Origin of the sequence: Rhizobium sp. L51/94 (assembly GCF_019355555.1) — a bacterium.
GTDB classification, from domain to species: domain Bacteria; phylum Pseudomonadota; class Alphaproteobacteria; order Rhizobiales; family Rhizobiaceae; genus Rhizobium; species Rhizobium rhododendri.
Map to the genome: position 1 here is coordinate 281,864 of NZ_CP072142.1, position 26,472 is coordinate 308,335.

Annotated in this window: 24 protein-coding genes and 1 riboswitch; of the genes, 16 read left to right on the forward strand and 8 right to left on the reverse strand. The window is 60.5% G+C overall.

What is annotated here, in order from left to right; genetic code table 11:
• Nucleotides 1–127: 127 nt before the first annotated feature.
• The 5 genes from J5274_RS19375 to J5274_RS19395 all read right to left on the reverse strand — a co-directional run bounded on the left by J5274_RS19375 (nt 128) and on the right by J5274_RS19395 (nt 5,893).
• Nucleotides 128–1,816, reverse strand: coding sequence for a hypothetical protein (locus tag J5274_RS19375; protein WP_143123304.1), 1,689 nt, complete (start codon nt 1,814–1,816; stop codon nt 128–130).
• 23 nt (nt 1,817–1,839) lie between these two features.
• Nucleotides 1,840–2,907 carry a glycosyltransferase family 2 protein gene (locus J5274_RS19380; protein ID WP_143123272.1) on the reverse strand — a complete coding sequence of 356 codons (1,068 nt, stop codon included), beginning with the start codon at nt 2,905–2,907 and terminating at the stop codon, nt 1,840–1,842.
• Between the two features lie 168 nt (nt 2,908–3,075).
• Nucleotides 3,076–3,840 (reverse strand): ABC transporter ATP-binding protein, encoded by a 765-nt coding sequence (locus J5274_RS19385; protein WP_143123273.1) that lies wholly within the window; start codon nt 3,838–3,840, stop codon nt 3,076–3,078.
• Nucleotides 3,837–4,880, reverse strand: coding sequence for an iron ABC transporter permease (locus J5274_RS19390; RefSeq protein ID WP_142831420.1), 1,044 nt, complete (start codon nt 4,878–4,880; stop codon nt 3,837–3,839). Before J5274_RS19390 ends, J5274_RS19385 begins: the two co-directional genes overlap by 4 nt.
• Entirely contained in the window at nt 4,877–5,893 is a 1,017-nt protein-coding gene (locus J5274_RS19395; RefSeq protein ID WP_142831419.1) for an ABC transporter substrate-binding protein, read from the reverse strand. Before J5274_RS19395 ends, J5274_RS19390 begins: the two co-directional genes overlap by 4 nt.
• Before the next feature lie 180 nt (nt 5,894–6,073).
• Nucleotides 6,074–6,302: riboswitch (cobalamin riboswitch) on the reverse strand.
• 251 nt (nt 6,303–6,553) lie between these two features.
• Between J5274_RS19395 and J5274_RS19400 the strand changes: the two genes are divergently transcribed.
• Nucleotides 6,554–7,375 carry a phosphodiesterase gene (locus J5274_RS19400; protein ID WP_142831418.1) on the forward strand — a complete coding sequence of 274 codons (822 nt, stop codon included), beginning with the start codon at nt 6,554–6,556 and terminating at the stop codon, nt 7,373–7,375.
• 45 nt (nt 7,376–7,420) lie between these two features.
• Here J5274_RS19400 and J5274_RS28890 read toward each other — a convergent pair whose 3' ends face one another.
• Nucleotides 7,421–7,555, reverse strand: coding sequence for a hypothetical protein (locus J5274_RS28890; protein ID WP_257625455.1), 135 nt, complete (start codon nt 7,553–7,555; stop codon nt 7,421–7,423).
• A gap of 115 nt (nt 7,556–7,670) precedes the next feature.
• On the opposite strand from J5274_RS28890, the gene J5274_RS19405 reads away from it, so the two are divergent.
• From J5274_RS19405 to glpK, 15 genes are all read left to right on the forward strand, one after another.
• Nucleotides 7,671–9,827, forward strand: a complete 2,157-nt coding sequence (locus J5274_RS19405; protein ID WP_244615491.1) for a TonB-dependent siderophore receptor — start codon at nt 7,671–7,673, stop codon at nt 9,825–9,827.
• Between the two features lie 51 nt (nt 9,828–9,878).
• Nucleotides 9,879–10,892, forward strand: a complete 1,014-nt coding sequence (locus J5274_RS19410) for an ABC transporter substrate-binding protein (RefSeq protein ID WP_219275524.1) — start codon at nt 9,879–9,881, stop codon at nt 10,890–10,892.
• Nucleotides 10,892–11,935 carry an iron chelate uptake ABC transporter family permease subunit gene (locus J5274_RS19415; protein ID WP_142831416.1) on the forward strand — a complete coding sequence of 348 codons (1,044 nt, stop codon included), beginning with the start codon at nt 10,892–10,894 and terminating at the stop codon, nt 11,933–11,935. The genes J5274_RS19410 and J5274_RS19415 overlap by 1 nt, the downstream gene beginning before the upstream one ends.
• Entirely contained in the window at nt 11,932–12,975 is a 1,044-nt protein-coding gene (locus J5274_RS19420; RefSeq protein WP_244615489.1) for an iron chelate uptake ABC transporter family permease subunit, read from the forward strand. Before J5274_RS19415 ends, J5274_RS19420 begins: the two co-directional genes overlap by 4 nt.
• Nucleotides 12,972–13,823, forward strand: a complete 852-nt coding sequence (locus J5274_RS19425) for an ABC transporter ATP-binding protein (protein WP_143123275.1) — start codon at nt 12,972–12,974, stop codon at nt 13,821–13,823. Before J5274_RS19420 ends, J5274_RS19425 begins: the two co-directional genes overlap by 4 nt.
• Nucleotides 13,820–14,902, forward strand: a complete 1,083-nt coding sequence (locus J5274_RS19430; protein WP_142831414.1) for a DUF2218 domain-containing protein — start codon at nt 13,820–13,822, stop codon at nt 14,900–14,902. The genes J5274_RS19425 and J5274_RS19430 overlap by 4 nt, the downstream gene beginning before the upstream one ends.
• A gap of 111 nt (nt 14,903–15,013) precedes the next feature.
• Nucleotides 15,014–15,784: a DeoR/GlpR family DNA-binding transcription regulator gene (locus J5274_RS19435; protein WP_142831413.1), complete on the forward strand. Its 771-nt coding sequence runs from the start codon at nt 15,014–15,016 to the stop codon at nt 15,782–15,784.
• Between the two features lie 121 nt (nt 15,785–15,905).
• On the forward strand, nt 15,906–17,402 hold the full coding sequence (gene glpD / locus J5274_RS19440) for a glycerol-3-phosphate dehydrogenase (protein ID WP_247750599.1): 1,497 nt from the start codon (nt 15,906–15,908) through the stop codon (nt 17,400–17,402).
• A gap of 58 nt (nt 17,403–17,460) precedes the next feature.
• Complete coding sequence (locus J5274_RS19445; protein ID WP_142831411.1) at nt 17,461–18,537, forward strand: ABC transporter ATP-binding protein; 1,077 nt, start codon at nt 17,461–17,463, stop codon at nt 18,535–18,537.
• Between the two features lie 10 nt (nt 18,538–18,547).
• On the forward strand, nt 18,548–19,624 hold the full coding sequence (locus J5274_RS19450; protein ID WP_142831410.1) for an ABC transporter ATP-binding protein: 1,077 nt from the start codon (nt 18,548–18,550) through the stop codon (nt 19,622–19,624).
• Entirely contained in the window at nt 19,621–20,487 is an 867-nt protein-coding gene (locus tag J5274_RS19455) for a carbohydrate ABC transporter permease (protein ID WP_142831409.1), read from the forward strand. Before J5274_RS19450 ends, J5274_RS19455 begins: the two co-directional genes overlap by 4 nt.
• 1 nt (nt 20,488) lies before the next feature.
• A complete protein-coding gene (locus tag J5274_RS19460; RefSeq protein ID WP_224128692.1) occupies nt 20,489–21,337 on the forward strand; it encodes a carbohydrate ABC transporter permease in 849 nt (282 codons plus the stop codon).
• A gap of 2 nt (nt 21,338–21,339) precedes the next feature.
• Complete coding sequence (locus J5274_RS19465) at nt 21,340–21,627, forward strand: DUF2160 domain-containing protein (RefSeq protein ID WP_142831408.1); 288 nt, start codon at nt 21,340–21,342, stop codon at nt 21,625–21,627.
• 75 nt (nt 21,628–21,702) lie between these two features.
• The gene (locus J5274_RS19470; RefSeq protein ID WP_142831407.1) at nt 21,703–23,427 is read left to right on the forward strand and encodes an ABC transporter substrate-binding protein; all 1,725 of its coding nucleotides are present in this window, start codon (nt 21,703–21,705) and stop codon (nt 23,425–23,427) included.
• A 141-nt stretch (nt 23,428–23,568) separates the two neighbouring features.
• Nucleotides 23,569–25,062, forward strand: coding sequence for a glycerol kinase GlpK (glpK, locus tag J5274_RS19475; protein WP_219275525.1), 1,494 nt, complete (start codon nt 23,569–23,571; stop codon nt 25,060–25,062).
• 93 nt (nt 25,063–25,155) lie between these two features.
• On the opposite strand, the gene J5274_RS19480 is transcribed toward glpK, so the two are convergent.
• Together J5274_RS19480 and J5274_RS19485 are read right to left on the reverse strand one after the other, a co-directional pair.
• On the reverse strand, nt 25,156–25,560 hold the full coding sequence (locus tag J5274_RS19480) for a host attachment protein (protein ID WP_142831405.1): 405 nt from the start codon (nt 25,558–25,560) through the stop codon (nt 25,156–25,158).
• 162 nt (nt 25,561–25,722) lie between these two features.
• A complete protein-coding gene (locus tag J5274_RS19485) occupies nt 25,723–26,472 on the reverse strand; it encodes an ABC transporter permease (RefSeq protein ID WP_209207211.1) in 750 nt (249 codons plus the stop codon).

Below are 26,472 nucleotides of genomic sequence, written 5' to 3' on the forward strand. Positions count from 1 at the left end.
CGCAACCGGCGCGATTTTGACCGTCGTCGGATTTTCCACGCCCGTACGGACGACTTAAACCGCCGCAGGAAATTTAGGCGAGCCGTGCAAATTCCCGACCTCGCTGTTAGCGTGGCAGCTGTCGTGGTCACTCAAAAGCGGTGAGCGGTTCGGGGCAAATTACAGGCGATGTTGTGCTTTTATCCGCCACAAAAATCGCGTCAATCTTGTAAAGCTGGGCGAAGGGTTTGTCGCCTATCAACTTCAAGCCGCCCGGAAGTGCATATCCCACATATTTGTCCGGCTGGTTTGCGTTCATGACAAGAACATAGTCAAAACGCTTTCGCCAATTAGACAGATACGGCGCCAGGACGGATTCCCTTTCGAGCCAAGAAGGGCAACTCAGTACCCCGGTCGATGATAAATTACCTTCTGGCACCGCAATGGAAGACCATGGCGGCAACACCATGAGAGGCTGCTTGCCGCGTGCCGTGAAGACTGCAGGAACGAAGGCTTGTGCGAAGGGTATCGCCAATGTCGGTAGGTGTCGGAACGTGTCTTCGCCCCAGGCATAGTGTCTCTGCCATCCGCCTAGGGGATCGGCGAGCACAAGATGAGCGAGAGGTAGGATGGCTGACCCCGGTGGGACTGATGCCAATACCGATATGACGTCGTTGGCGTCGTTTTCGCCTTGCCACCAATTGTAGCTTATCCATGCGGTGCGCCCGAAGACAACGAGGGTCAAGGCGAGCATGATGACACGTGCCTCGTGTCGCGCCAGTTTCGGCAGCGGACAGAACATCACCATGCCCGTGAGTGCGGCCATTATGGGAAAGCGCCAGCTTATCCAGCCGGTCCCCACCATGCTGCGGGGGGAAAGGCAGGCGACGATGGTGAGACCGAGTGCAGCTATCGCAAGTCCCGTGTGCATCCTGAACCGGCCAGTGCGGGCGGCGTTGGTGCAGACCAGGACTACAGGGATAAGCAGCATCACATCGACCACGGAGACGTACGTCCAAATCGCCGAGAAAAGGTTCATCATCTGCCGGGTCGGCGTGGCGTTCCACATCGTCTCCAATCCCAGCGCATTCCCAGGTAAGACCGGCGACCGCAGAAACAACAGAAGCGGGAAAATCGCGCAAGCCAGGAATGCAAGCGCTATCCGAATGGCCAATCTGCTCCAATCGGCCAGTGAACGGCGCAGTTCTAACCGGGGGGAGATTTCGAGACCGCAGATCAGCGCAAGGTAGAACCCCAGTGAGAATAGATGCATTATCGTTAAAAGCAGGGAAGCCAGAAGTCGCCAGACGAATAACGCCCGTCTGTTCCTGACCTGTAAATGCAGATCGACCGATGCAAACAGCAATGCTAAGCCGAGGCCGATCTGGAAGTTGATGAAGCCGCCGATAAGCGTCGCGCACCATGCAAGGTAGAGCATTGCGATCTGCCAGTAGTAAGATCCGCCGAACACCTTACGATGCAGTATTATGGCGCCTATTGGCGGCAGCACGATCGCTGCAAAGAGAATAGCGCGTGCCAGCATACTGACACCGATCAACGGTCCAAGATAACGGGCCATAAGATCTATGCCGAGATTTGTGAAGGTGCCGTGCCAGTCGAGCGCATAGATTTGCGCGAGATGGACTTCCGTAATGCCGCCTGCGATCAGCCACATGCGTGTATAGTGGTTCGCATAATCGAGGAGCGGCGGGAACTTGAACGCCGTCACCATCAGTCCCACAATGCCGAGGAAGGCGAAAATCGAGGTGTTGGTGTTCTGCAGGACCGAATCCGCGGTTCCTTTCGGTGCGGGTTCGGACTGTGGATCTGAGGGCATATCCACAACGAGGTCGACGGGCCTCATCGGACGGCCCTTGCCCTTGCATTCTCCGGCTGTTCGCCTCCATCCTGCAAGGCTGACGCGATTGCCCTGCGTCTTCCTGCGGCGTCTAAATCTGAGAAATCGCTGGTTAACGTCAGATCTCGTCCATTTTGCAGCAGGCTCTCGATCATGAACATTGGACGTCGTTTGCTTTCCTGCACCAATCGCCCCAAATATTCGCCAATAATTCCAATGCATATCAACTGGATGGCGCTGAAAGCTGTGACGGCACACATGATACTGGACCAGCCAACGATCGTGTCACCAGAGAGCCACCGTGCGATCGAAAAGATGAGCAGCAAAAATGCAATGCCCGCAGTCGCAAGCCCGAGGATAGTACTGACACGCAACGGAGTTGTCGAAAAACTCGTCACGGCGTCCAACGCGAAGCCGATCATTTTGCGCAGAGGATATTTGGTTTCGCCGGCAAAACGTGCGTCGCGTTCGTAGGGCAAGGCAACTTGTCGCCCGCCGATCCAGCTGACCATGCCTCGTATGAACCGATCACGCTCCGGCATAGCCATCAGGATATCAACAACCCGGCGGCGCATCAGCCGAAAGTCGCCCGTGTCGCGCGGTATCGTGACCGATGCCAGCCGGGAAAGAAGACGGTAAAAAAGCGAAGCCGAGGCACGCTTGAACCACGTTTCGCCCTGACGTTGACAACGCTGGCCGTAGACCACATCGGCGCCACGATCCATGATCGGCATCATCATCAACAACAGTTCCGGCGGATCCTGCAGATCTGCATCGATCAAGAGGATACGCTCGCCGCAGCATGCAGCGAGCCCAGCGGTAGCCGCCAGCTGGTGGCCATGATTACGCATCAGGCGTACCCCAAGGATCTGGGGCACGAGTGCTGTCATTGCAGCAATTATATTCCAAGTTTCGTCGCTGGAGCCGTCATCGACCAAAACAATCTCGAAATCCTCACCGGCTACCGATCGAGCCGCCGCTACGCAGCGACGGCAGAATTCCGATATCCCCTCCTGCTCGTTGTAGCAGGGTGCAACAATTGAGAGGATGAGTGGTGAAATATTGGTCATATGCGCTCGTCAATTTTCAGCTCGTAGCCTAACCTTCAAAGGTCAAGACTTTCTTGCAAAGCAGCAGAAATGCTCAATCACGGCTACCGCTATCCTTCGACATTCGTATGTTGCGCAGTGTATTGGCCGTGATGGCCCCCCACACACATTTGCCACGCCGCCCGAGGCCTAGGCCAGCAGGTACTGGATGTGGCAGCGGCCGTGGATCGCGGACTTTTCTACGTGCGCTTTTACTCCGAAGACCGTGCGAATGAGGTGTTCGGTGAGGACGTCTTCCGGTGATCCGGCGGCGACGACCTTGCCGTCTCGCAGGACGACGAGACTGTCGCAGAACATGGCCGCAAGATTGAGGTCGTGAAGGGCGACGATACAGGTGATATCCAGCTTGGCGACAAGTGACAGGATATCCAGCTGGTGCTGGATATCGAGATGGTTGGTCGGCTCGTCGAGTAGTAGCTCGGTCGGAGCCTGCGCCAGCGCGCGGGCAATGTGCACCCTTTGACGCTCGCCGCCCGACAGCGTCTGCCATAGTTGGGCTGCCCGGGCCTGCATGTCGACCCGGGCGAGCGCGATCTCGACGGCGGCATCGTCGTCGCTGCTCCAGGTGGAGAGCAATCCTCTGTGGGGCGTGCGACCGAGGCGGACGACGTCGGCGACGGTCAGTGGTGTGTCGGTCGTCGATTGCTGCTCAACGAAGCCTATGCGGCGCGAGATCTCGCTGCGCGACAGACTAGCCACATCATGTTCTCCAAGTCGTATGATGCCGCTGCGGACTTTCCTCAACCGGCAGATCAGGCGCAGCAGGCTGGATTTCCCCGATCCGTTCGGCCCAAGCAGGCCGAGAACCTTGCCTTGCTCGATCGCCAGGCTGATGCCGTCAACGATGAGCGTGTTACCGGCTGCATAGGTGACGTCGTCGACGGATATGCTCATGGGGTCCTCCGGACACGATAGAGGATGACGGCAAAAGCGGGCGCTCCAAAGAGAGCCGTGACGACGCCGATCGGCAGGATCTGCTGGGGGATGATGATGCGCGAAGCAATATCGGCTCCGACCATGAAGATCGCGCCGCCAAGGGCGGTCGCCGGCAGCAGGCGGCCGTGCGACGGCCCGACCAGGAAGCGCGCGGCGTGCGGAATGACGAGCCCGACGAAACCAATCGAGCCGACCATGCTGACGACGCTCGCCGTCATGACGGCGGTCGTGCCAAGGAGCACGATCTGTACGCGGCGCACCGGGATGCCGAGGGAGGTCGCCGCGTCGGCGCCAAAGACGAAGGCGTCGAGCGCCCTGACATGGCAGAGGCAAACAATGAAGCCCGCCAAGGTCACGGGTGCGGAGAGATAGACGTCGGGCCAGCGCACGCCGCTCATCGAACCGAGCAGCCAGAACAGCACGCCGCGCGCCTGCTCTGCATTGGCAGACGTCGTGACGATGTAGGAGGTCAGGGCATTGAACAGCTGCGATCCGGCAACGCCGCAGAGAATGATCCGCTCGCCCGACCCGCCTGCCCCTGAGGCCAGAATGCCCACCAGCGTAAAGGCGACGACGGCCCCGATGAATGCTCCGCCGGACAGCCCGAGAACGTTTGCGCCGAGCCCGAGGATCGTGATGCAAACTGCCCCTGTCGAGGCGCCTGCCGAAATGCCAAGCACATAGGGTTCGGCCAGCGGGTTGCGCAGCAGGGCCTGGAGCACGGCGCCGCAGAGCGCCAGCGAGGCTCCGGCACTGGCTGCAACCAGTGCCCGGCTGAGACGGTAATCCCAGACGATGCCTTGGTGAATACGGTCGATTGCAAAGCCCGTGCCGAAGATGCGGTTCGACACAGCCTCTGCCGTCGTCTGCAGCGGGATGGAGATTTCCCCGATGGAAACGGCAAGGCTGATCGAAAATCCGAGGACGACGATGGCGGCAACGGCGAGCGCTGCAAGCGCCCACCATCTACGCCGTGTTACGACTGCGCTGTTGCTCACCGGGCCAGACCGAAGGACCTGATGCCATTTGCAAGAACCTCGATGCCGTCGATTGTCCGGATCGTCGGGTTCATGGACTGCGCATCCATCATCACAAATCGTTTGTTCCTGACGGCGTCCATTTCGCTGGTGACGGGATCGTTCTGCAGGAAGTCCAGCTTCACCTTGGGATCGTCTGCCGCATAGCGGCGGCGATCCATGGTGGCGATGACGATGACGGCCGGGTTCGCCTGGGATATTGTTTCCCAGCCGACAAGCGGCCATTCCTCCTCGGTGGTCACGACGTTGCGCGCATCGAGGGCCTTCATCATATAAGCGGGGGCACCGTTCTTGCCGGCTATGAAGGCATCGCCCCTGACCTCTTTGCTCGAGAACCAGAAGACGATCGGCAGGTGCTTGGCGGCCGCACCCTCCACGGATGCCACAGCGGTGGCCTCGCGTTTCCTAAGGTCGGTGATCAGGGCATCGCCACGGTCCTTGATATCGAAGACTTCGGAGAGCTGGGCGATCTCCTGATAGACTAGATCCATGCTGAACATCTGCTTGCGGACCCCGTCTCCGCCGTCGGAATTGACTTTGGCGACACAATCAGCCGGCGAGATATAGGTATTTATTCCGAGGTCGGAGAATTGCTCCCGCTTACCGACGGAACCCTGCGGTCCGACATGCCACTCGAATTCCGCAGCCACCAAGTCTGGTTGGCGTCCGACGACGGATTCGAAGCTCGGATCGTTGTCGGCCAGCCTTTTGATCTTGCTGTTGGCCTGTGCATATTGAGGAAGCACGGGACCCACCCAGACCGCCGTGCCGACGATCTTGTCGGCAAGGCCGAGAGACAGGAGAACTTCCGTCATCCCCTGGCCGATGGACACTATCTTCGAAGGCGCCCTGGCAAAGGTCACCTGTTGACCGCAATTGGTTATGGACAGCGGATAGACCGTTGCCGCGAATGCGGGGGCGGCCATGCCGAGAAGCCCGCAGGCAAGCGTAATGCTGGACAGAAACTGACGCATGAAAAATATCTCGATTTTATGGGAAGGCGAGTGCCCTGGTGCTGCAGGTATGCGGCAGCGAGGCAAGCTGCGGTTGCCACGTCAACTGTCGGAAGCCCAATCGAGCCGGAGATGCGCCAGGCTATGGCGAAAATTCAAATGAGACATATCTGTTCCTTTCCGGGCATCCCCGCCCGGGTTCATGGGATAGCGCTTGACGGCAGGTCTCCTGACTTGCGGATATGCGCCGATCATCTGTCTTCCCGCGAAACCTTCGCAGTGACATGGCCCTGAGGCCCTGGGATGAGCAGCAATCCGCTTACAGTTGCGGGGGCAGTCACGGTCTTGGTCCCATTCGGGTGGCCCTCACCGTGTTCCCTATTAATCCCCTTGGAGTCATCCTAAGGGAACCGTCGATGGCATCTATGACAGGCCTGCAACGGCGGTCAAGGTGGGCGGGTCTCGCAAAATCTCGCACAGGTCGGAAATCCATCATTGCTTTATATTATGTTATAACGTTACTTTATTGGTAAAATGCAGGCAGTCAAGTGTCTTGTCGCGTTAGCCAACAAACAGACTGCTGACGCAAACCTGTTGCAAACGACGTGCAGGGTCTGGAATGTACGTACCGGAAAGGTGCCCGACGAAAGGCATTCCGGGAATCGCAGGCAGGAGTAGCGCATGAGCAAAATTATTATATTCACCGACCTGCACATGGTCCTGGAGGGAGAGACGATCATCGGCCTCGATCCCTATCAGCGCCTTTCAAGAGGGATAGATCATGTCAACCTGCATCACCGCGATGCTGAGTTTGCGGTGATGACGGGTGACCTCTCGCACCGCGGCAGTCGCCAATCCTATGCGAGACTGCGCGAACTGCTCGACACGCTCGAAATTCCCGTCCACCTGCTGGTCGGAAACCACGACAACCGCGAAAACTTCATTGCCGCCTATCCCGAAAGCCCGCGTGACGAGCACGGTTTTATCCAGCAGCGGATCGAGACCGAAAACGGTGTCATGCTTTTGCTCGATACGCTTTGCGGACCGCCCTACGTCTCGCCGGACGTTCATGCCGGGGTGCTGTGCGACAATCGGCTTGCCTGGTTGAAGCAGAACCTCACTGGTGCCGGCGACCGGCCCGTCTACATCTTCATGCATCACCCACCGCTCGACACCGGGTTTCCCGGGATGGACAAGATCAAGCTCCGGAACGGCGAGGAGTTTTACGATATCCTTGCCGAATACGGCAATGTCCGCCACATCTTCGCCGGCCATGTTCACCGTACGATTGGCGGCTCCCATCGCGGTATACCTTTCTCGGTATTCAAGAGCCCGGTCCATCAGCAGCCGATGGTATTCGATACGGAAGATACTTCCCTCTCCGTCGATGAACCGGGCGCCTACGGCATCGTTTTCCTGAAACCGCAGGGATGCCTCGTTCATGTCGAGGATTACGAACTGTCCAACCATTCGATATCGGGCAGCGACGCACTCGGTAACTGAGACATATGCCCTGACGTCGGACTATGCCGCGTCGCCGCCTCGTCTTTAGGCCGCTTCCATGACACCGACGCTGACCGGCAGGTCAGCGTTGGTGTTTTCACGTGCGCATCCTCCGGTTGCCGCGCGCGCCTCGGCAAGACCGGTGGAAAGATCGGAAAATTTGTAGGCAATAGTTGACATCGGGAGTCAACAAACAATACAGGAGTTAACCAGTCAACTTATTGATCATGGTCGTTGGTCGGTATTCCGTAGACTTTTCAGGTATTTGATAGATTGATTGCAGGGGGCTGCCGTGATGTTTCGCGAGGCTAGGACGACTGTATCGCCGGTGGGCACATCCTTTACGACGACCGTCGGACGTCTGATGATCGCGTTTCTGTCGAGTTCGACGCTGCTTGCCGCAACCCCGGTTTTCGCTCAGTCAGGCGACGCGGAAGCAACCACGCTCGCCAAGATCACCATTGCGGGCCAAGGCGACCGAGCTGGCACCATTGACAAGACGATTGTCGCAAAGAGTTCCCGCTCCAGCAGCAAGACCGACACCCCGCTTCTCGACGCGCCGGCCTCGGTTTCCGTCGTCACTGCAAAGGAAATGAAGGAGCGCGGTGTCACCAACCTCGACCAGGCGCTGGCCTACACGCCCGGCGTCTCCACCGATATCTACGGCTCCGACGACCGCTACGACCACTTTTTGATCCGCGGTTTCTACCAGACGACCGACGGCACTTTCCGTGACGGGCTGCCGATGCGTGTCGGCGGCTCCTTTACCGCCAGCCGCCTCGAGCCCTATGGCATGGAACGGATCGATGTGCTGAAGGGGTCCAACTCCACGCTGTTCGGCCTTTCCGGCCCCGGCGGTATCGTCAATGCGCTCACCAAGGTGCCGCAGGACAAAGACTTCGGCGAGATCTATACAACAGTTGGGAACGGACATGTCGAAACCGGCACGGACTTCGGCGGAGCGCTCGACAAGGATGGCATCTGGACCTACCGCATGACTGGCAAATGGCAGAATGCCAATGCCGGCATCGACCATACCAACGACGATCGCGTCTATGTCGCGCCGGCGCTGACCTGGTCGCCGGATGCCGACACCTCCGTCACCATCCTGACGGATTACAACAAGCGCGACGGCAACCCTGGCCATGCCATTCCCTACAAGTCTGGGATCGATTCCGAGACCTATCTCGGTGAGCCCGATTTCGACAGGGTCGACACCATCGAGCGCAATGTCGGCTATCAGCTGCGCCACGATTTCGGCAACGGTTTCGAGTTCCGGCAGAATGCCCGCTACACCAATCTCGACATGACCTATCAGCAGATCTATCTCGGAGCTGCCGATCCTGCTTCGAGCCGCGCTGCATTGGCAATTTATGGCCATAGCAAGCGGTTCCAGATCGACAACCAGCTCCAATATGACGGCACCTACGGCCCATTCGAAAGCCGCACACTGCTGGGCGCCGATTATGGCCGCGACAGCAATAGCGAACGTCGCCTCGACGGGACGGCCGGTGGCGTGCTCGATGACAGCAAACCCGTCTATTGCGGCACACGCTGCATCTCGTTCGGCGCACCGGTGGACACCAGGACAAGGCTGACAACGGCCGGCACATACCTCCAGGAACAGCTGACGATCGACGACCGCTGGATCCTGACGCTGGGTGGCCGATACGATCACGCCGACACGATGTCGGAAAGCTCAGGCATCCGCGACGACGCGGTCGATACGAATTTCTCCAAGCGCGCCGGGCTTACCTTCAAGGCGACCTCCGAGCTCTCGGTCTACGCCAATTACTCGGAATCCTTCCAGCCACTGGCAGCCAGCCGCTCGACCTTCCTCGGCACGCCCAAGCCTCAGGAGGGCACACAGTACGAAATCGGTGCAAAATATCGGCCCGAGGGTATGGATGCGCTGTTTACCCTGGCGCTGTTCGACCTGACCCAGAAAAACGTGGCGCAGTGGGCGTCGGACTATTCCTACCAGTACCAGGTGGGCAAGGTGAACGTGAAGGGCATCGAGTTCGAGAGCAAGGTCGCGCTCACCGACCGGCTGAACCTGACTGCCGGTTATTCGTACTGGGACGCGCGGATCAAGGACGACGCGACCACCGGGCTGATTGGCAATCGGCCGGAACTCGTTCCCAACCACATGGCAACGCTCTGGGCCGACTATACCATTCCCGGCAAAGGCGCGATCGGTGACATCAACGTCGGGATGGGCGCCCGCTTTGTCGGCAATACTTTCGGCGACAATGCCAACACGCTGCCGCTTGCCTCAAGAACGGTCTTCGACGCGGCTTTCAATTACAAGTTCAAGAACGGCGTTGCCCTCGCCGTCAACGCCACCAACATCTTCGACAAGGAATATGTGGCCAGCATCGACGACTACAGTCTGGCCGCCTACTACGGCGACCGCCGCGCGGTGCGGGCGACCCTGCGCTACACCTGGTAGCGCCTGCGCGACGATCTCTCGGCGCAACCACAAAACACAGGAATGGATGTCATGGCTCTCGTTACCCGTCGTCGCGACCTGCTGTGCGGGCTGGCAACCGCTCTCTTGGCGCCGGAGCTGATGCACACACCCGCCATCGCTGCCGACGGGCCGCTGCAATTCGATCATGCCTTCGGCGTGACCGTCCTGCCGAAGCCCGCTACCCGTGTCGTATCGCTGGGCTACCTCACCCAGGATCCCTTGCTCGCGCTCGATGTCATCCCGCTTGCGATACGCGACTGGTTCGGCGACCAGCCATTTGCCGTCTGGCCATGGGCGCAGCCTTTTCTGAAGAACGCCCGCCCCGTTGTCATCAAGGGCAATGTCGGGTTGGAACTCGTCGCTACCTTGCAGCCGGATCTGATCGTCGGCATCGGGTCAGGCATATCGGAAGCAGAGTACGCCGGGCTTTCCCGCATTGCGCCCGTGCTGATGCAGCCGAAGGCGTTTCCGGCCTATGGCATGCCTTGGGATGAGATGACACGGCTGATCGGTCGCGCCGTCGGCAAGGATCGCCTAGCCGACGAACTGGTTGCCAAGACCCGCCAGGACTTTGCGGCAGCGCGCCTGCGACATCCGGATTGGGGCGGACTCACGGCTGTCGCCGCCTATCACTATGGCAGCGAGACCGGATTTTTCGCATCCTCGGACACGCGCGGCCATTTCCTGACCGAGCTCGGATTTGCCCGCACAGCCGCCAGCCGCCTGCTCGATGGGTCCAAAAGCTTCTATCAAAAACTTTCACCGGAAGACCTGTCCGCTCTCGAAGCTGATCTCGTCCTTTGGGTATCGTCCTCCGAAACCGCTACCGATCTCGCCGCCCTGCCGATGCGCCGTGTCCTGAAGGCCCATGCCGAGGGTCGCGAAGTCTTTGCGGGCGGTACGGTCGCAGCCGCGCTGTCTTTCGGCAGCGTCCTGTCGTTGCCCTTCGTGCTGTCTGCACTCGAGGCCGATATGGCAGCAGCACTCGATGGCGACCCCAGGACATCGGTAGCCTCGGCGGTCCGTGCCGGACTTGCCCCGTGATGCCGTCTGCCACAGTCCCCTCGCAGCCCACAGCGGGAAAGCACCATACAGCACGGCAACGGCTGGCAGTTGCCGTTGCGGGCTTTCTGCTGCTGGTGGTCCTGTGCCTGGTCAGCCTGGCCGTCGGCGCGCGTTCTGTTTCTCTCTCCACCGTCTTCGATGCGTTGACGGCCTATGACGCTCGCCTGCCAGACCACATTGCGGTCCGGGACTATCGCTTGCCGCGCACGTTGCTGGGGCTTTTATGCGGAGCGGGTTTCGGTGTGTCCGGTGCCATCATCCAGGCGATCACGCGCAATGCGCTCGCCGATCCCGGTCTGCTCGGCGTCAATGCCGGCGCTGCCTTTTTCGTGACGATTGCTGCCGGCGTATTCGGCCTGCAGGCGGTGAGCACCTATCTCTGGTTTGCCTTTCTCGGCGCCATCGTTGTCACTGTGATCGTCTATGTGCTCGGCTCGCTCAGTCGCGCCGGAGCGACCCCGGTCCGGCTGCTGCTTGCAGGCGTCGCGATCAATGCGTTGCTTGGCGGCCTCGGATCAGCCATCGTACTGCTCGATCCGGTCGGCTTCGACAGCATGCGTCTCTGGTCGATCGGCGCTCTCGGCGGCCGCGACATGGCGGTGGTGTCTGCGGTGGCGCCGTTCATTATCGTCGGGCTTGGCATCGCGGGCCTCATCGCACCGGCGATGAATTCGATAGCGCTCGGCAATGACACCGCCCGGGCGCTGGGCACCCATGTTGTCCGCAGCCGCATCCTGGCGGCTGTGTCCTTGACCCTTCTTGCCGGTGGTGGCACGGCGGCGGTCGGACCGATCGGCTTCATCGGCCTGATGACGCCGCATGTCGTGCGCTGGCTGTTCGGCCCCGATCAGCGGCTGATTTTCGCCGGCACGATGATCTTTGCCCCGATCCTGCTGCTGTCGGCCGACATTATCGGGCGTCTTCTCCTCCCGGGTGAACTGGAAGCCAGCATCGTCACCGCCTTCATCGGCGCGCCCGTCCTGATCCTCCTGGTGCAGCGGCAGAAAGTGCGCGGGCTGTGACGCGGGCGGCGGATCCAGGCGTCATCGTTCTGCGCTCGCCCCGTGGGCGGCTTTCGCTGCGGTTGCGCAGCCGGAGTGTTATCGCCTGCGCCTTCATGCTGGCTGTCTGCCTCATGCTCGTGCTGCTGTCGCTGGTTTCCGGCGACTATGCGGTTTCAATGTCGGATGTCGCGCGGACCCTTTCGGGGCGGGGCGACCAGATGCAGGAGATGATCGTTCTCGAATGGCGCCTGCCCCGCGCCCTGCTTGCGCTGCTGATCGGCGCCGCGCTCGGCATCAGCGGTGCTATTTTCCAGTCGCTGACGCGTAATCCGCTCGGTTCGCCGGATATCATCGGCTTTTCTGCCGGCGCCCACACCGGCGCGCTGGTGGCGATGCTGCTGTTGTCGGAGGGCTATTTAGGGACAGCCACGGGCGCACTGATCGGCGGTCTGGCAACGGCGATCGCAGTCTACATGCTGACCTACCGAGGGGGTATCGACGGATTTCGGCTGATCGTCGTCGGCGTCGCCATCGCCGCCATGCTGTCTGCCGCCAATGTCTGGATGATCCGCAAGGCAGACCTGCAGGTCGCGATGTCGGCTGCCATGTGGGCGGCGGGCTCGCTGAACGGCCTCGGCCTTGATCGCCTGCTGGCGGTATCGGTGGCGCTGGCAGTGCTCGTCCCTATCGCCCTTGCCCTGGCAAGGCCGCTCCGTCAGCTCGAACTCGGCGACGAGGCGGCGCTTTCGTCTGGTGTGTCGCCGGATCGCGTCCGGCTGGCGCTGGCCGTCATCGGCGTGGCCCTGATCGCGGTGGCAACGGCCGCGGCAGGCCCCATCGCCTTCATCGCGCTAGCAGCGCCGCAGCTTGCGCGGCGCGTGACCAGGTCGGCCGGGGTTGCGCTGGTACCATCGGCGCTGATGGGCGGGGTATTGCTCGTCGCCTCGGATTGGGCAGCCCAGCACGCGCTCGGCCTCCAGCTGCCGGTCGGCGTGATGACGTTTAATATCGGCGGCCTTTATTTCATATGGGTGCTAGTCAGCGAGGGACGCAAATGACGACGGCCAGACTGCGCGCGGAAGCAGTGACTTTGCGCTACCGGGAGTTGACGGTCGCCCGCGAGCTCTCGGTGACCATTCCGGATAACGCATTTACCGTTATCTTCGGCCCGAATGCCTGCGGCAAGTCGACATTGCTGCGGGCCTTGTCGCGCCTGCTTCGGCCGACGCAGGGGGAGATCATCCTCGACGGTGCCAGCATTGGAAGTCTGCCGGCCAGGGACGTGGCGCGCCGGCTCGGGCTTTTGCCGCAGAGTTCTATCGCACCTGACGCCATTACCGTCGAAGACCTCGTGTCGCGCGGCCGTTATCCGCACCAGTCGATCTTTCGCCAATGGTCGGCCGCCGATCAGCAGGCCGTCGCGTCTGCGATGTCAGCCACAGGGGTCGCCGACCTTGCCACCCGGCTCGTCGACGAACTGTCCGGCGGGCAACGCCAGAGGGTCTGGCTTGCCATGGTTCTGGCCCAGCAGACACCAATCCTGCTCCTCGACGAGCCAACCACCTTTCTCGACATCACCCACCAGATCGACCTGCTCGACCTGTTGGCCGATATCAACGCCGACGGACGCACCGTCGTTGCGGTGCTGCATGATCTCAACCATGCCTGCCGCTATGCCACGCACCTGATCGCGATGCGCGATGGCGCCATCGTTGCCGAAGGCACGCCGGCAGCGATCGTCACCGAACAACTGATCGAAAGCGTCTTCGGCCTTGCCTGCGTCATCGTTCCGGATCCGGTGACGGGAACCCCGATGATCGTGCCGCGCGGGCGCCACTCGGCAGCGCAAGCCCGGCCGGTCGCCGATATCCCCGGTTCTGCTGCAGACAAGGACGAGATCGTATGAGCGAGGTGCAGGAATTCAAGTTGAGCGGCGTCGCAATTCCGCACGATGCCGCAGGCATGCTGGATGAGATCTGCGAGCATTTCGTCGAGCATTCGAGCGTCGAGCGGACGGGCAATCTGGCGCTGCTGAGAAGCGAAACGGCACTTGTCGCCATCCGCCTAAAGGACAGCCGCCTGCTCATAGAACTCGCTTGCGCAACGGAACAGGCGCTGCAGCTGACCTGCAACAACATTGCCGAGCATCTGGTCTACTTCGCCGGCGAAGAACCTTTAGAGCTTAGCTGGTCGACGCCACCGGCGCCCGGCATCCTGCCCGATCTGCGCGAGGTAACCGTGGTGTCCGCCGCGGACGTCACGCCGCATATGCGAAGGGTCAAATTCAGTTGCGAGGATATCGCGCCGTTCATCGGTGGCGGCATGCATGTGCGTGTTCTGCTGCCGCCTGACGGACGCATACCGGTCTGGCCGACCCTGCTGCCGGACGGCAGGACGGGCTGGCCCGAGGGGGAAGACGAACTCGCGGTGAGGGTCTATACCATCCGCTCCGTCGATGTCGCACGCCGTGAATTATGGATCGATTTCCTGCAGCATGCTACGCACGGTGTCGCGGCGCCCGGTGCCGAATTTGCGCGCAAGGCGAGACCGGGACAAAAGCTGGCGTTTCTTGGGCCAGGCGGCGGCGGAGTTCCGCAGGCGTCGTCCATGCTACTTGCAGGCGATGCGACGGCGCTTCCAGCCATCGCCCGGATCGCGGCAGAAGTGCCGGCCCATATCCGGATGCAGGCCATCATCTTGGTGGAGGATGCAGGCGAGGAGCAACCCTTGCCAACATCGGGAACTCTGGATGTGCGCTGGCTCCACCGGAAGGATGACAAGAGTGATACCGGTTATCGGTTCGGCGACGCGGTCAGGACCGCGATCAGCGCGGCGGATGCGCAGACCTATGTCTGGGTGGCCTGCGAAAGAGACGAGATGCGCCCCATTCGCGCGCTCCTGAAGCAAAAGGGCCATGATCGCAAGTTGACTTATGCGGCGTGGTACTGGGAGAAGCCAAAGCCTGACGCGGTAAATCAGCCGTGATGGATTTGCGCTCGGTTTCGTGTCCGTCACGACAGATCGCCTTTGAGTTTTCTCTTTCATTGCGGTTAAGTTCGCTTTCGCGCAAACGCGATGCCAGCGAAGGATGAATCGATGTTTTTGACAGATCGCCAGACCGAGATCGTTGCTCTTGCCAAATCGACGGGCCGCGTTCTCGTCGACGATCTCGCGACGCGGTTCAATGTGACGCCGCAGACCATACGCAAGGATCTCAACGATCTCTGCGACGGGCAGATGCTAACCCGCATGCACGGCGGCGCCAGCCTACCCAGCGGCACTGCGAATGTGCGCTACGAGCAGCGCCGCCAGATAGCCTCCGCCGAGAAGCAGGCGATCGGCGCCGCAGCTGCCCAGCTCATCCCCAACAACGCATCGCTGTTCATCAATATCGGCACGACGACCGAGGCGGTGAGCGAGGCCCTGATCGCCCACCACGAGCTGATGGTGATCACCAACAACATCAATGTGGCCAATCGGTTGCGCCTTTATTCGGCAATCGAGGTCGTGGTTGCGGGTGGCGTCGTGCGCGCTTCGGACGGCGGCATCGTCGGCGAGGCGGCCGTCGATTTCATCCGGCAATTCAAGGTCGATTACGCAGTCATCGGCGCCTCCGCCATCGATTCCGACGGCGCCCTGCTCGACTACGATTTTCGCGAGGTGAAGGTGGCACAGGCGATCATCGCCAATGCCCGGCACGTCATTCTGGTGGCGGATTCGACGAAATTCGAGCGCACGGCACCGGTGCGGATCGGACAGCTGTCGCAGGTCCAGACATTGATCACCGACCACTGTTCCGTCGAGGCCATCCGGACGATCTGCCACGACAGCAACGTCGCGCTGATCGAGACATCGAAAGCGAGCTGACCCGCGAAACTTTCGTTTGACATTCGTTATGGTTTCGTTTCAGATGTCTCTATACCGCAAGCGCAATAAATTTGTGCATTGCGAAGGTCTGGCTCTTGGGGGAGAGGCAGTGGGGGATAGAATGTTCGATCTTTTTGTCATTGGTGGCGGCATCAACGGTTGCGGTATTGCGCGCGACGCGGCCGGCCGTGGCTACAAGGTAGCGCTGGCCGAAATGAACGATTTCGCCTCCGGCACATCTTCCGGATCGACCAAGCTTATCCATGGCGGCCTGCGCTATCTCGAGCATTACGAATTCCGGCTGGTTCGCGAATCGCTGATGGAGCGCGAGGTCCTATGGGCCATGGCGCCGCATATTATCTGGCCGATGCGCTTCGTCCTGCCCTACCAGAAGGGCGGCATCCGCCCGGCCTGGCTCATTCGCCTCGGGCTCTTCCTCTACGACCATATCGGCGGCAGAAAGCTGCTTCCGGCGACGTCCGTTGTCGACATGCGCAAGGATCCGGCAGGCAAGCCATTGAAATCCCTGTTCACCAAGGCCTTTGAATATTCCGACGGATGGGTCGACGATGCGCGGCTTGTCGTCCTCAACGCCCGGGATGCTGCCGATCGCGGAGCCCAGATCATGCCGCGGACCCGCGTGCGGTCGGCGCGTTGGGAAAAAAATGCCTGGTCTGTCGAGACGCAGGATATGGCAACAGGCAGGATCGACAGCTTTCAGGCGCGCATGCTTGTCAATGCGGCAGGCCCCTGGGTCGATCAGGTGCTGTCCAGTGCATTCGGCAAGAACCAGGTTCACAATGTACGGCTCGTCCAGGGCAGCCACATCGTCGTCAGGAAGAAGTTTGACGATCCACGCGCCTATTTCTTCCAGAACCCTGACAATCGCATCATCTTCGCTATCCCCTACGAGCAGGATTTTACCCTGATCGGCACGACCGACCAGGATTTCGAGGGCGATCCGAAGGATATCCGAATCACGCAGCGCGAGGTCGACTATCTCTGCAGCGCCGCCAGCGAATATTTTGCCGAACCGGTAAAGCCTGATGACATCGTCTGGTCCTATTCCGGCGTTCGTCCGCTGTTCGACGACGGCGCCTCGAAGGCGCAGGAAGCGACGCGGGACTATGTGCTGAAGCGCGAGGAACTGCCCGGTGGCGGTGAACTGCTCAACATCTTCGGTGGCAAGCTGACCACCTACAGGCGCCTTGCAGAGCACGCGCTGGAGAAGATCGGCGATGCGATCGGTGTCAAGGGCAAGGTCTGGACGGCCGGCAGCAGCCTGCCCGGCGGTGCCTTTGCCGCGACGGGCTATGAGAGCGAAGTTGCCAAGCTCAAGGGCTCCTACCCGTTTCTGGCCGACCGCCATGCCCGACGGCTTGTCCGGCTCTACGGCACGAACGCGGCGCTCCTGCTCGGCAAGGCAGCAAACGCGTCCGATCTCGGCCGTAATTTCGGCGACGACCTTTTCGAATGCGAGGTCCGGTGGCTGATCGACATGGAATGGGCAAGGCACGCGGAGGACGTGCTTTGGCGCCGGACCAAGAAGGGACTGTATCTGTCGAAGGATCAGGCCGCAGAACTTGAGACTTTTATCGCCGGGGTGATCACGCACTAGGAGCGTTTGCCGCTCGAGGACAATATCACCGCTGGTTTGGAGGAGGCACGGGGATTTAATGCTGGAATTGCGAAATGTGGCCAAGATGGCGGGCAGTGAATATCATATTCACCCCTCCAGCCTTGTCCTTCAGGGAGGAACACTGAACGTCCTGCTGGGTCCGACCTTGTCCGGCAAGACGTCTCTGATGCGGCTGATGGCCGGGCTGGACAAGCCAACCTCGGGAACGGTTCACTTCGATGGCGTCGATGTTACCGGCCTGCCGGTGCAGAAGCGCTCGGTCGCCATGGTCTATCAGCAGTTCATCAATTATCCGGCGATGACGGTATACGAGAATATCGCGTCGCCGATGCGGATTGCCGGCAAGGATAAGCAGACGGTGGACCGCGAAGTGCGCAAGGCCGCCGAGCTCATGAAGCTGACGCCCTATCTCGACCGCCTGCCGCTCAACCTCTCCGGTGGCCAGCAGCAGCGCACGGCGCTGGCGCGTGCCATCGTCAAGAACGCCCGCCTCGTGCTGCTCGACGAGCCACTCGCCAATCTCGACTACAAACTGCGCGAGGAATTGCGCGAGGAACTGCCTCGCCTGTTTGCCGCCTCGGGATCGATCTTCGTTTATGCCACGACCGAACCGTCCGAGGCCCTGCTGCTTGGCGGCAACACCGCGTCGCTCAGCGAAGGGCGCATAAGCCAGTTCGGTCCAACCATCGACGTCTATCGCAACCCTGCCGACCTCGTCACCGCCCGGACCTTCGCCGATCCGCCACTGAATACGATCGCACTGGTGCGCGCCGGTAATGCGCTGCAGCGCGACGGAGAAACGATCCTGCAGCTGCCGGACCACCTCGCCGGCGTGCCGGAAGGTCCATGCGTCATAGCCTTCCAGCCTCACCATCTGTCTGTCGCGAGGCGGCATGAAACTTCGGCAGCCCTCAAGGCGCGGGTGATCATCTCCGAAATCGCCGGCTCCGAAAGCTTTATCCACGTGGAGGCGGCAGGCTCGCGCTGGGTGATGCTGGAACATGGCATCCACGATATCGATCCCGACACCATCGTCGACCTGTTCGTCGATACCCGCCACCTGATGGCCTTCGATACCGCGGGGCACTCGATTGCCCGCGCGGCGAACGGATAGGAGACCGGAAATGGCACGCATCACGCTCGATCACATCCGCCATGCCTATGCGCCGAACCCGGCGACAGACAAGGATTATGCGCTGCGCGAAGTCCACCACGAGTGGCGGGACGGTGGCGCCTATGCGCTGCTGGGACCCTCCGGCTGCGGCAAGACGACCTTGCTCAACATCATTTCGGGCCTTCTGCGCCCGTCCCATGGCCGCATCCTGTTCGACGGCAGGGACGTCACCGATCTGCCGACGCAGGAGCGCAACATTGCCCAGGTTTTCCAGTTTCCGGTCGTCTACGACACCATGACGGTCTACGACAACCTGGCATTTCCGCTGCGCAACAGGGGCGTGGCTGAAGCCGACGTCGATCTTCGGGTCCGCGAGACGCTCGACATGATCGATCTATCGAGCTGGGCGAACCGCAAGGCCAGCGGCCTCACCGCCGACCAGAAGCAGAAGATTTCGCTCGGACGTGGCCTTGTGCGCAACGATGTCAGCGCGATCCTGTTCGACGAGCCGCTGACTGTCATCGACCCGCACATGAAATGGCAGCTCCGCTCGCAACTGAAACTGCTGCACAAGCAGTTCGGCTACACCATGGTCTATGTGACCCACGACCAGACGGAGGCGCTCACCTTCGCAGACAAGGTCGTGGTCATGTACGACGGACAGATCGTTCAGATCGGTACGCCGGCCGAGCTGTTCGAGCGACCAAGTCACACCTTCGTCGGCTATTTCATCGGCTCGCCCGGCATGAACGTCATGGCGGCGCGCGTCGAAGGCAGCTTAGTGCATGTCGGCGACCAGACCCTGGCGCTCGGCTATGCGCCGGACACCGGAAAGGCGGCCAAGACCGAGCTTGGCATTCGCCCCGAATTCATCCGCATCGACCGCGACGGCATGCCGGTGACGATCAGCAAGGTCGAGGATATCGGCCGTCAGAAAATCGTCCGCGCCGAGTTTGCGGGCCAGCCAATTGCCATCATCGTTCCCGAAGACGGCGAGATCCCATCGGAGCCACGGATCACCTTTGATCCCACCGCCATCAGTATCTACGCCGATTCCTGGCGTGTCGGCCGGGAGGATCGGGCATGAACAAGCCATGGAACAACAAGGCCTGGTTCCTCGTCATGCCGGTGCTGGTGCTGGTGGCCTTTTCGGCGGTGATCCCGCTGATGACGGTGGTCAATTATTCGGTCCAGGATACGTTCGGCAACAACCAGTTCTTCTGGGCCGGTACCGACTGGTTCGTCCAGACGTTGAAGTCCGACCGCTTCTGGTCCGCGCTCGAGCGCAACCTGGTGTTCTCTTTCATCATCCTCGCGCTCGAAATTCCGCTCGGCATCTTCATCGCGCTGAACATGCCGAAGAAGGGTCTCGGGGTCCCCGTCTGCCTGGTACTAATGGCGCTGCCGCTGCTCATTCCCTGGAACGTCGTCGGCACGATCTGGCAGGTGTTTGGGCGTGGCGATATCGGGTTGCTTGGGCATACGCTCAATTCCATGGGTATCGACTATAACTACGTCCGCAATCCCCTCGATGCCTGGCTGACCGTTATCGTCATGGATGTCTGGCACTGGACGAGCCTCGTTGTGCTTCTGTGCTATGCCGGTCTGGTATCCATTCCGGATGCTTTCTACCAGGCCGCCAAGATCGATGGCGCGTCCCGCATGGCCGTGTTCCGTTACATTCAGCTGCCGAAGATGAAGCGGGTGCTGACCATCGCCATCCTGCTGCGCTTCATGGACAGCTTCATGATCTACACCGAGCCTTTCGTCGTCACCGGCGGCGGACCTGGCAACTCGACCACGTTCCTGTCAATCGATCTGGTGAAGACCGCGCTCGGACAGTTCGATCTTGGCCCGGCTGCGGCCATGTCGATCATCTACTTCCTGATCATCCTGCTGCTCTCATGGGTGTTCTACACCGTGATGACCAGCTACGACGCGGAGACCTGATATGGCTATCGCTCACGCTCCATCCGCCAATCCGGTCCTCAAGGCAGAGGGATCGCGCTTCGGCTTCCTGATCCCGACGATCTACATCCTCTGCCTGCTGCTGCCGATCTACTGGCTGGTCAATATGAGCTTCAAGACCAACGAGGAAATCGTTTCCTCGATGACGCTCTATCCCCACGCCCCGACGCTGCACAACTACGTCATCATCTTTACCGACAGCGCCTGGTATTCCGGCTACATCAACTCGATCATCTATGTGGTAATGAACATGGTGATCTCGGTTGCCGCTGCCCTGCCGGCCGCCTATGCCTTCTCGCGCTACCGTTTCCTTGGCGACAAGCACCTGTTCTTCTGGCTGCTGACCAACCGCATGGCACCGCCGGCGGTCTTTGCCCTGCCGTTCTTCCAGCTCTACTCGGCCTTTGGCCTGATCGATACGCATATCGCCGTCGCTCTCGCCCATTGCCTCTTCAACGTGCCGCTGGCGGTTTGGATTCTCGAGGGTTTCATGTCCGGCGTGCCGAAGGAGATCGATGAGATGTCTTATATCGACGGCTATTCCTTCCCGCGCTTCTTCGTGAAGATCTTCATTCCGCTGATCGCCAGCGGCATCGGGGTCGCTGCGTTCTTCTGCTTCATGTTCTCCTGGGTCGAGTTGCTCCTCGCCCGGACGCTGACGACGACCGACGCCAAGCCGATCGCCGCGACGATGACCAGAACCGTCTCGGCAGCCGGTATGGACTGGGGATTGCTGGCGGCGGCCGGCGTGCTGACGCTAATCCCAGGGGCGCTCGTCATCTATTTCGTTCGAAATTACATCGCCAAGGGCTTTGCCCTCGGGAGGGTATGATCATGAATCTCGATTTCAGCTGGATGGCATGGACGCCGCCGACGATCATTTTCTTCGTGGTGATACTCGTCCTGCTGCTGGGCATGGGGCTTTGGGAATATGTCTCGCCGGGCGGAAATCCGCGCGTCGGCATTCTTCATTTCGAAACCACCCGCGGCGACCGGTTCTTCGTGTCGCTGCTCGGTTCCGCATTCATTCATCTCGCATGGCTGGGTCTTGTCGGACCCAACCTGTGGTGGGCTCTTGCTCTCTCCGTTGCCTACGCCGTCGGCGTATTCCGCTTCGTCTGAGGCAAGTCGATACGGGTCGCCGATATCCGGCGCTCCGGGACTGACACAACTGCAATCGCAATTCGGGAGGATATCATGCGAACGCATCTACTGACGACAACGGCAGCCTTGTTGCTGGCCGTAACTGGGACTGCCTATGCGGGAATGGAGGAGGCAAAGACCTTTCTCGGCAAGGAAATCGGCGACATGTCGACGCTGTCGCCGGCAGAGCAGGAAAAGGAAATGCAGTGGTTCATCGACGCCGCCAAGCCCTTCAAAGGCATGGAAATTAAGGTCGTCTCGGAATCCCTGACCACCCACCAGTATGAATCGCAGGTGCTGGCACCGGCCTTTACCGCCATCACCGGCATCAAGGTCACCCACGACGTCATCCAGGAAGGCGACGTCGTCGAGAAGATCCAGACGCAGATGCAGACCGGCCAGAACCTTTATGACGGCTGGGTAAACGACTCCGACCTGATCGGCACCCACTGGCGCTACCAGCAGGTCCGCAACCTGACCGACTGGATGGCCGGCGAAGGCAAGGACGTGACCAATCCCGGTCTCGACCTCAAGGACTTCATCGGTACATCCTTCACCACCGCTCCTGACAAGAAGCTCTACCAGCTTCCCGACCAGCAGTTCGCCAACCTCTATTGGTTCCGCTACGATTGGTTCAACGATCCGAAGAACAAGGCAGATTTCAAGGCCAAGTACGGCTACGAGCTCGGTGTGCCCGTCAACTGGTCTGCCTATGAGGATATCGCCGAATTCTTCACCGGCCGGGATGTCGGTGGCAAGAAGGTCTTCGGCCATATGGACTATGGCAAGAAGGACCCGTCGCTCGGCTGGCGCTTCACCGACGCCTGGCTTTCCATGGCCGGCAACGGTGACAAGGGATTGCCGAACGGCCTTCCTGTCGACGAATGGGGCATCAAGGTCGACGAGAAGTCCCGTCCGGTCGGCTCCTGCGTCGCGCGCGGTGGCGATACCAATGGTCCTGCCGCCGTCTACTCGATCCAGAAATATCTCGACTGGATCAAGGCCTATGCCCCGCAGGAATCGCAAGGCATGACCTTCTCCGAATCCGGACCCGTGCCGGCACAGGGCAATATCGCCCAGCAGATCTTCTGGTACACGGCGTTCACAGCCGACATGGTCAAACCCGGCCTGCCGGTCATGAACGACGACGGCACGCCGAAATGGCGCATGGCTCCAAGCCCGCATGGCGTCTACTGGAAGAACGGCATGAAGCTCGGCTACCAAGACGTCGGATCTTGGACGCTGATGAAATCGACACCGACCGACCGCGCCAAGGCTGCCTGGCTCTACGCCCAGTTCGTCACTTCGAAGACGGTCGACGTCAAGAAGAGCCATGTCGGCCTGACCTTCATCCGCGAGTCGACCATCCGCGACAAGAGCTTCACCGAGCGCGCTCCCAAGCTTGGCGGCCTGATCGAGTTCTATCGCTCGCCGGCCCGCGTGCAATGGTCGCCAACAGGCACCAACGTTCCGGATTATCCGAAACTTGCCCAGCTCTGGTGGCAGGCAGTCGGCGATGCGGCATCCGGTGCCAAGACGGCCCAGGCGGCGATGGATTCGCTTTGCGAAGCCCAGGAAAAGGTCATGGAGCGCATCGAGCGGTCCAAGGTCCAGGGCGATATCGGCCCCAAACTCGCCGAAGAGCATGATCTGGCCTACTGGAACAAGGATGCCGTCTCCAAGGGCAACCTTGCGCCTCAGCTGAAGATTGCCGAGGAGAAGGAAAAGCCGCAGACCGTAAACTACGACGAACTGGTGAAGAGCTGGCAGTCCAAGTAGCCGGATCTACAGGCTCGGGCCCGATGGCCTGAGCCACCCCTTGGCCGCCGGTTCACCCGGCGGCCTTTGCCCGCAAAACCATCCCACTAACAGCCTGCCGACCGGCGGGATCGCAGCTTACTGCCTTATCGGAGCGCATGAATGAGTAGCTATGTTCTCGCAATCGACCAGGGAACGACATCGTCTCGGGCTATCGTTTTCGATGGAGAGATGAAAATGGTCGCCTCGGCGCAGCGGGAAATTACCCAGTCTTATCCGCAGCCGCGCTGGGTCGAACACGATCCGCAGGAGATCTGGCAAACCGTGGTCGACGTTGTTCGCGAGGCTTTGGAGAAGGCGAAGCTTGGAGCCGCCGACATCGCCGCCATCGGTATCACCAACCAGCGCGAGACGACGGTCGTCTGGGAACGCGACACGGGTGCACCACTGCACCCGGCCATTGTCTGGCAGGACCGTCGCACGGCCGAGATCTGCGAAAGCCTCAGGGCGGACGGGTACGAGAAACTGTTTTCCGCCAAGACCGGACTTCTGCTCGATCCCTATTTTTCCGGCACGAAATTGCGCTGGCTGCTCGAGAATGTCGATGGGTTAAGAGACAAGGCGGAGACCGGCTCTGTCTGCTTTGGCACCATCGATACATGGCTGATCTACAAACTGACCGGCGGCAAGAGGCATTTGACCGATGCGACCAACGCATGCCGGACCTTGCTTTACAATATTACCGATAATCGTTGGGACGAAGAACTTCTCGCCATCCTGGGGATACCCCCTTCTCTGCTGCCGGACGTCAGGGATTGCGCCGACGATTTCGGTGAAACGACGCCAGATCTGTTCGGCGCAGCGATCCCGATCCTTGGCGTTGCCGGCGACCAGCAGGCGGCGACCATCGGCAACGCGTGTTTTGTACCGGGCATGATGAAATCGACCTATGGCACCGGCTGTTTCGCGCTGTTGAATACAGGCGTGGAAAGGGTCAATTCGTCCCACCGCATGCTGACGACGATCGCCTATCGTCTCGACGGCGTGACCACCTATGCCCTTGAGGGCTCGATCTTCATCGCCGGCGCTGCCGTGCAGTGGTTGAGGGACGGGTTGGGGATCATCGGCAAGGCATCCGAGGCTGGCGAGCTTGCCGATGCTGCCGATGAAGAGCAGCAAGTCTACATCGTGCCGGCCTTCACCGGTCTTGGCGCGCCCTACTGGGATGCCGCGGCGCGCGGCGCGATCTTCGGCCTTACACGCAACAGCGGCCCCGCCGAAATCGCTCGCGCCGTGCTGGAAGCGGTTGCCTACCAGACGATGGACCTGCTTTTCGCGATGAAACGCGACTGGGGCGGCCACGATGTCGAGACAGTGCTGCGCGTCGATGGGGGCATGGCAGCCTCCGACTGGACGATGCAGCGCCTTGCCGACATCATTTCGACGTCAGTCGACCGCGCCGCCATACTGGAAACAACCGCACTCGGTGCCGCCTGGCTTGCCGGCCACAGGGCCAAGGTCTGGCCAGACCAGAAGGAGTTCGCCGAACGCTGGAATTGCGACCGGCGTTTCGAGCCATTGATGAGCGAAAGCAATCGCCAGGCAAAGATAGGCGGCTGGCGCGATGCGGTGTCACGCACGCTAACGGGAGGGTAGACTTCACATAGAGCCCAGTCTCAGTGCGGTACGCCCAAAAAAATACACCGGCCGCGACGGGCCGGTGCAACTCAAACATTCGTTTTGCTCCAGTTAAGCTGCAGCCAAGGCCTTTTCGATGTCCTGCATCGAATGACCCGTAAGGTCCTTGGCGAGTTCGCCGATCAGCACGTCGGATACCGTCTTGTGGTAGCCCTTGCGCAGTTCGCCGAGCGTACGAGGCGCTGCAATCACGACGAGGTTCTTAATCTTGCCCGCCAGCACCTTTCTGTTGAGAAGATCGGCGACACCGGCTCCAAAACCGTCTTCGTCCTGCTGGCTGTCGTCGGGGTTGGCAGAACTGCTCGAGTGGCGGCTGCCGGAGCCTATCTTAGAGCTGTCGACGGCCTCGTCAGGCATTGCCTTCAGCTTGACGTTGGCCGCGTCGCCTTCATTCTGGAAGAGGTTGAGCTTTTCGCCGTCGGCGACGGCAATGACGGTGTGCTGAGGAATTTGCATATCTGATTTCCATTCACAAAGTGGCATTTCGCCGGTTTGGCCGACTGATATCAGCTGCTCTAATAACCCCTCGAGCGCTTATCTGTTCCGCCCGGGCGTGGCTTCGGATGGTGCTTGTCTCTGTGTTTTCAATGCGCCGGACTGTCGGCGCCGGCCCGCAGCTCAGGTCTTCCGGCCAAATGCCATCATGACCAGCATTGCCAGCCATGTGAGCACGAAGCTGATCATCGAAAGGGCGGCGGCCTGGGTCGGCGAGCTTTTGCCGACCTCATTGATCGCCACCGGAAAGGTTGGAAACAGCAGTATGTTGGCGACCGTGAATTCTCCGATGACGACTGTGAATGTCAGCAGCGCACAGTTGACGATTGCCGCGCCTATGCCGGGAACCACGACCAGCCGGATCGTCGTCAGCCCGCCGGCCCCAAGGCTTTCCGCAGCTTCCTTCAAGGTCCGGATATCGAGCGCCGCAAGGCCGACATCGAGCGCACGGAATGCGAAAGGCAACGCCAGGAAGAAGTAGGGAATGACAAGATAGAACGGCGAGCCGATTAGCCACATCGGCCCCGTAACCAGCATCGAAAGACCGCCGACAAGAGCAATGGCCGGCACCACGAAGGGTAGGATCGCCACGAACTCTATAACCCCGCGCATGCGCGGCATGTAGAGATGTGCGGCGATGACTGCGGGTGCAAGGATGATGTAGATCGCTGCTATCGTTGCCACCCCCAGTTCCAGCGACAGGATCAACGGTTGCAGCAGGGCCTTGTGGCTGAAGACGGCGGCATAGGCGGATACACCATAGGCGGTGCCGCCTTCCCAAAGGCTGAAGATCGCAGTCATCGCCAACGGCAGCACGAAATATGTCGCCGCGAGAACGAGGATAAGCCGACGCAGCATCTTACCGGCGTTCAT

Bases quoted from the DNA above. Each gene is read 5' to 3' on its own strand.
- J5274_RS19470 (WP_142831407.1), top strand. From the start codon at position 21,703: ATGCGAACGCATCTACTGACGACAACGGCAGCCTTGTTGCTGGCCGTA.
- J5274_RS19465 (WP_142831408.1), top strand. From the start codon at position 21,340: ATGAATCTCGATTTCAGCTGGATGGCATGGACGCCGCCGACGATCATT.
- J5274_RS19395 (WP_142831419.1), bottom strand. From the start codon at position 5,893: ATGCGTCAGTTTCTGTCCAGCATTACGCTTGCCTGCGGGCTTCTCGGC.
- glpK (WP_219275525.1), top strand. From the start codon at position 23,569: ATGAGTAGCTATGTTCTCGCAATCGACCAGGGAACGACATCGTCTCGG.
- J5274_RS28890 (WP_257625455.1), bottom strand. From the start codon at position 7,555: ATGTCAACTATTGCCTACAAATTTTCCGATCTTTCCACCGGTCTTGCC.
- J5274_RS19415 (WP_142831416.1), top strand. From the start codon at position 10,892: ATGCCGTCTGCCACAGTCCCCTCGCAGCCCACAGCGGGAAAGCACCAT.
- J5274_RS19375 (WP_143123304.1), bottom strand. From the start codon at position 1,816: ATGCCCTCAGATCCACAGTCCGAACCCGCACCGAAAGGAACCGCGGAT.
- J5274_RS19425 (WP_143123275.1), top strand. From the start codon at position 12,972: ATGACGACGGCCAGACTGCGCGCGGAAGCAGTGACTTTGCGCTACCGG.
- J5274_RS19430 (WP_142831414.1), top strand. From the start codon at position 13,820: ATGAGCGAGGTGCAGGAATTCAAGTTGAGCGGCGTCGCAATTCCGCAC.
- J5274_RS19455 (WP_142831409.1), top strand. From the start codon at position 19,621: ATGAACAAGCCATGGAACAACAAGGCCTGGTTCCTCGTCATGCCGGTG.
- J5274_RS19450 (WP_142831410.1), top strand. From the start codon at position 18,548: ATGGCACGCATCACGCTCGATCACATCCGCCATGCCTATGCGCCGAAC.
- J5274_RS19410 (WP_219275524.1), top strand. From the start codon at position 9,879: ATGGCTCTCGTTACCCGTCGTCGCGACCTGCTGTGCGGGCTGGCAACC.
- J5274_RS19400 (WP_142831418.1), top strand. From the start codon at position 6,554: ATGAGCAAAATTATTATATTCACCGACCTGCACATGGTCCTGGAGGGA.
- J5274_RS19485 (WP_209207211.1), bottom strand. From the start codon at position 26,472: ATGAACGCCGGTAAGATGCTGCGTCGGCTTATCCTCGTTCTCGCGGCG.
- J5274_RS19460 (WP_224128692.1), top strand. From the start codon at position 20,489: ATGGCTATCGCTCACGCTCCATCCGCCAATCCGGTCCTCAAGGCAGAG.
- J5274_RS19405 (WP_244615491.1), top strand. From the start codon at position 7,671: ATGTTTCGCGAGGCTAGGACGACTGTATCGCCGGTGGGCACATCCTTT.
- J5274_RS19435 (WP_142831413.1), top strand. From the start codon at position 15,014: ATGTTTTTGACAGATCGCCAGACCGAGATCGTTGCTCTTGCCAAATCG.
- J5274_RS19445 (WP_142831411.1), top strand. From the start codon at position 17,461: ATGCTGGAATTGCGAAATGTGGCCAAGATGGCGGGCAGTGAATATCAT.
- J5274_RS19380 (WP_143123272.1), bottom strand. From the start codon at position 2,907: ATGACCAATATTTCACCACTCATCCTCTCAATTGTTGCACCCTGCTAC.
- glpD (WP_247750599.1), top strand. From the start codon at position 15,906: ATGTTCGATCTTTTTGTCATTGGTGGCGGCATCAACGGTTGCGGTATT.
- J5274_RS19385 (WP_143123273.1), bottom strand. From the start codon at position 3,840: ATGAGCATATCCGTCGACGACGTCACCTATGCAGCCGGTAACACGCTC.
- J5274_RS19480 (WP_142831405.1), bottom strand. From the start codon at position 25,560: ATGCAAATTCCTCAGCACACCGTCATTGCCGTCGCCGACGGCGAAAAG.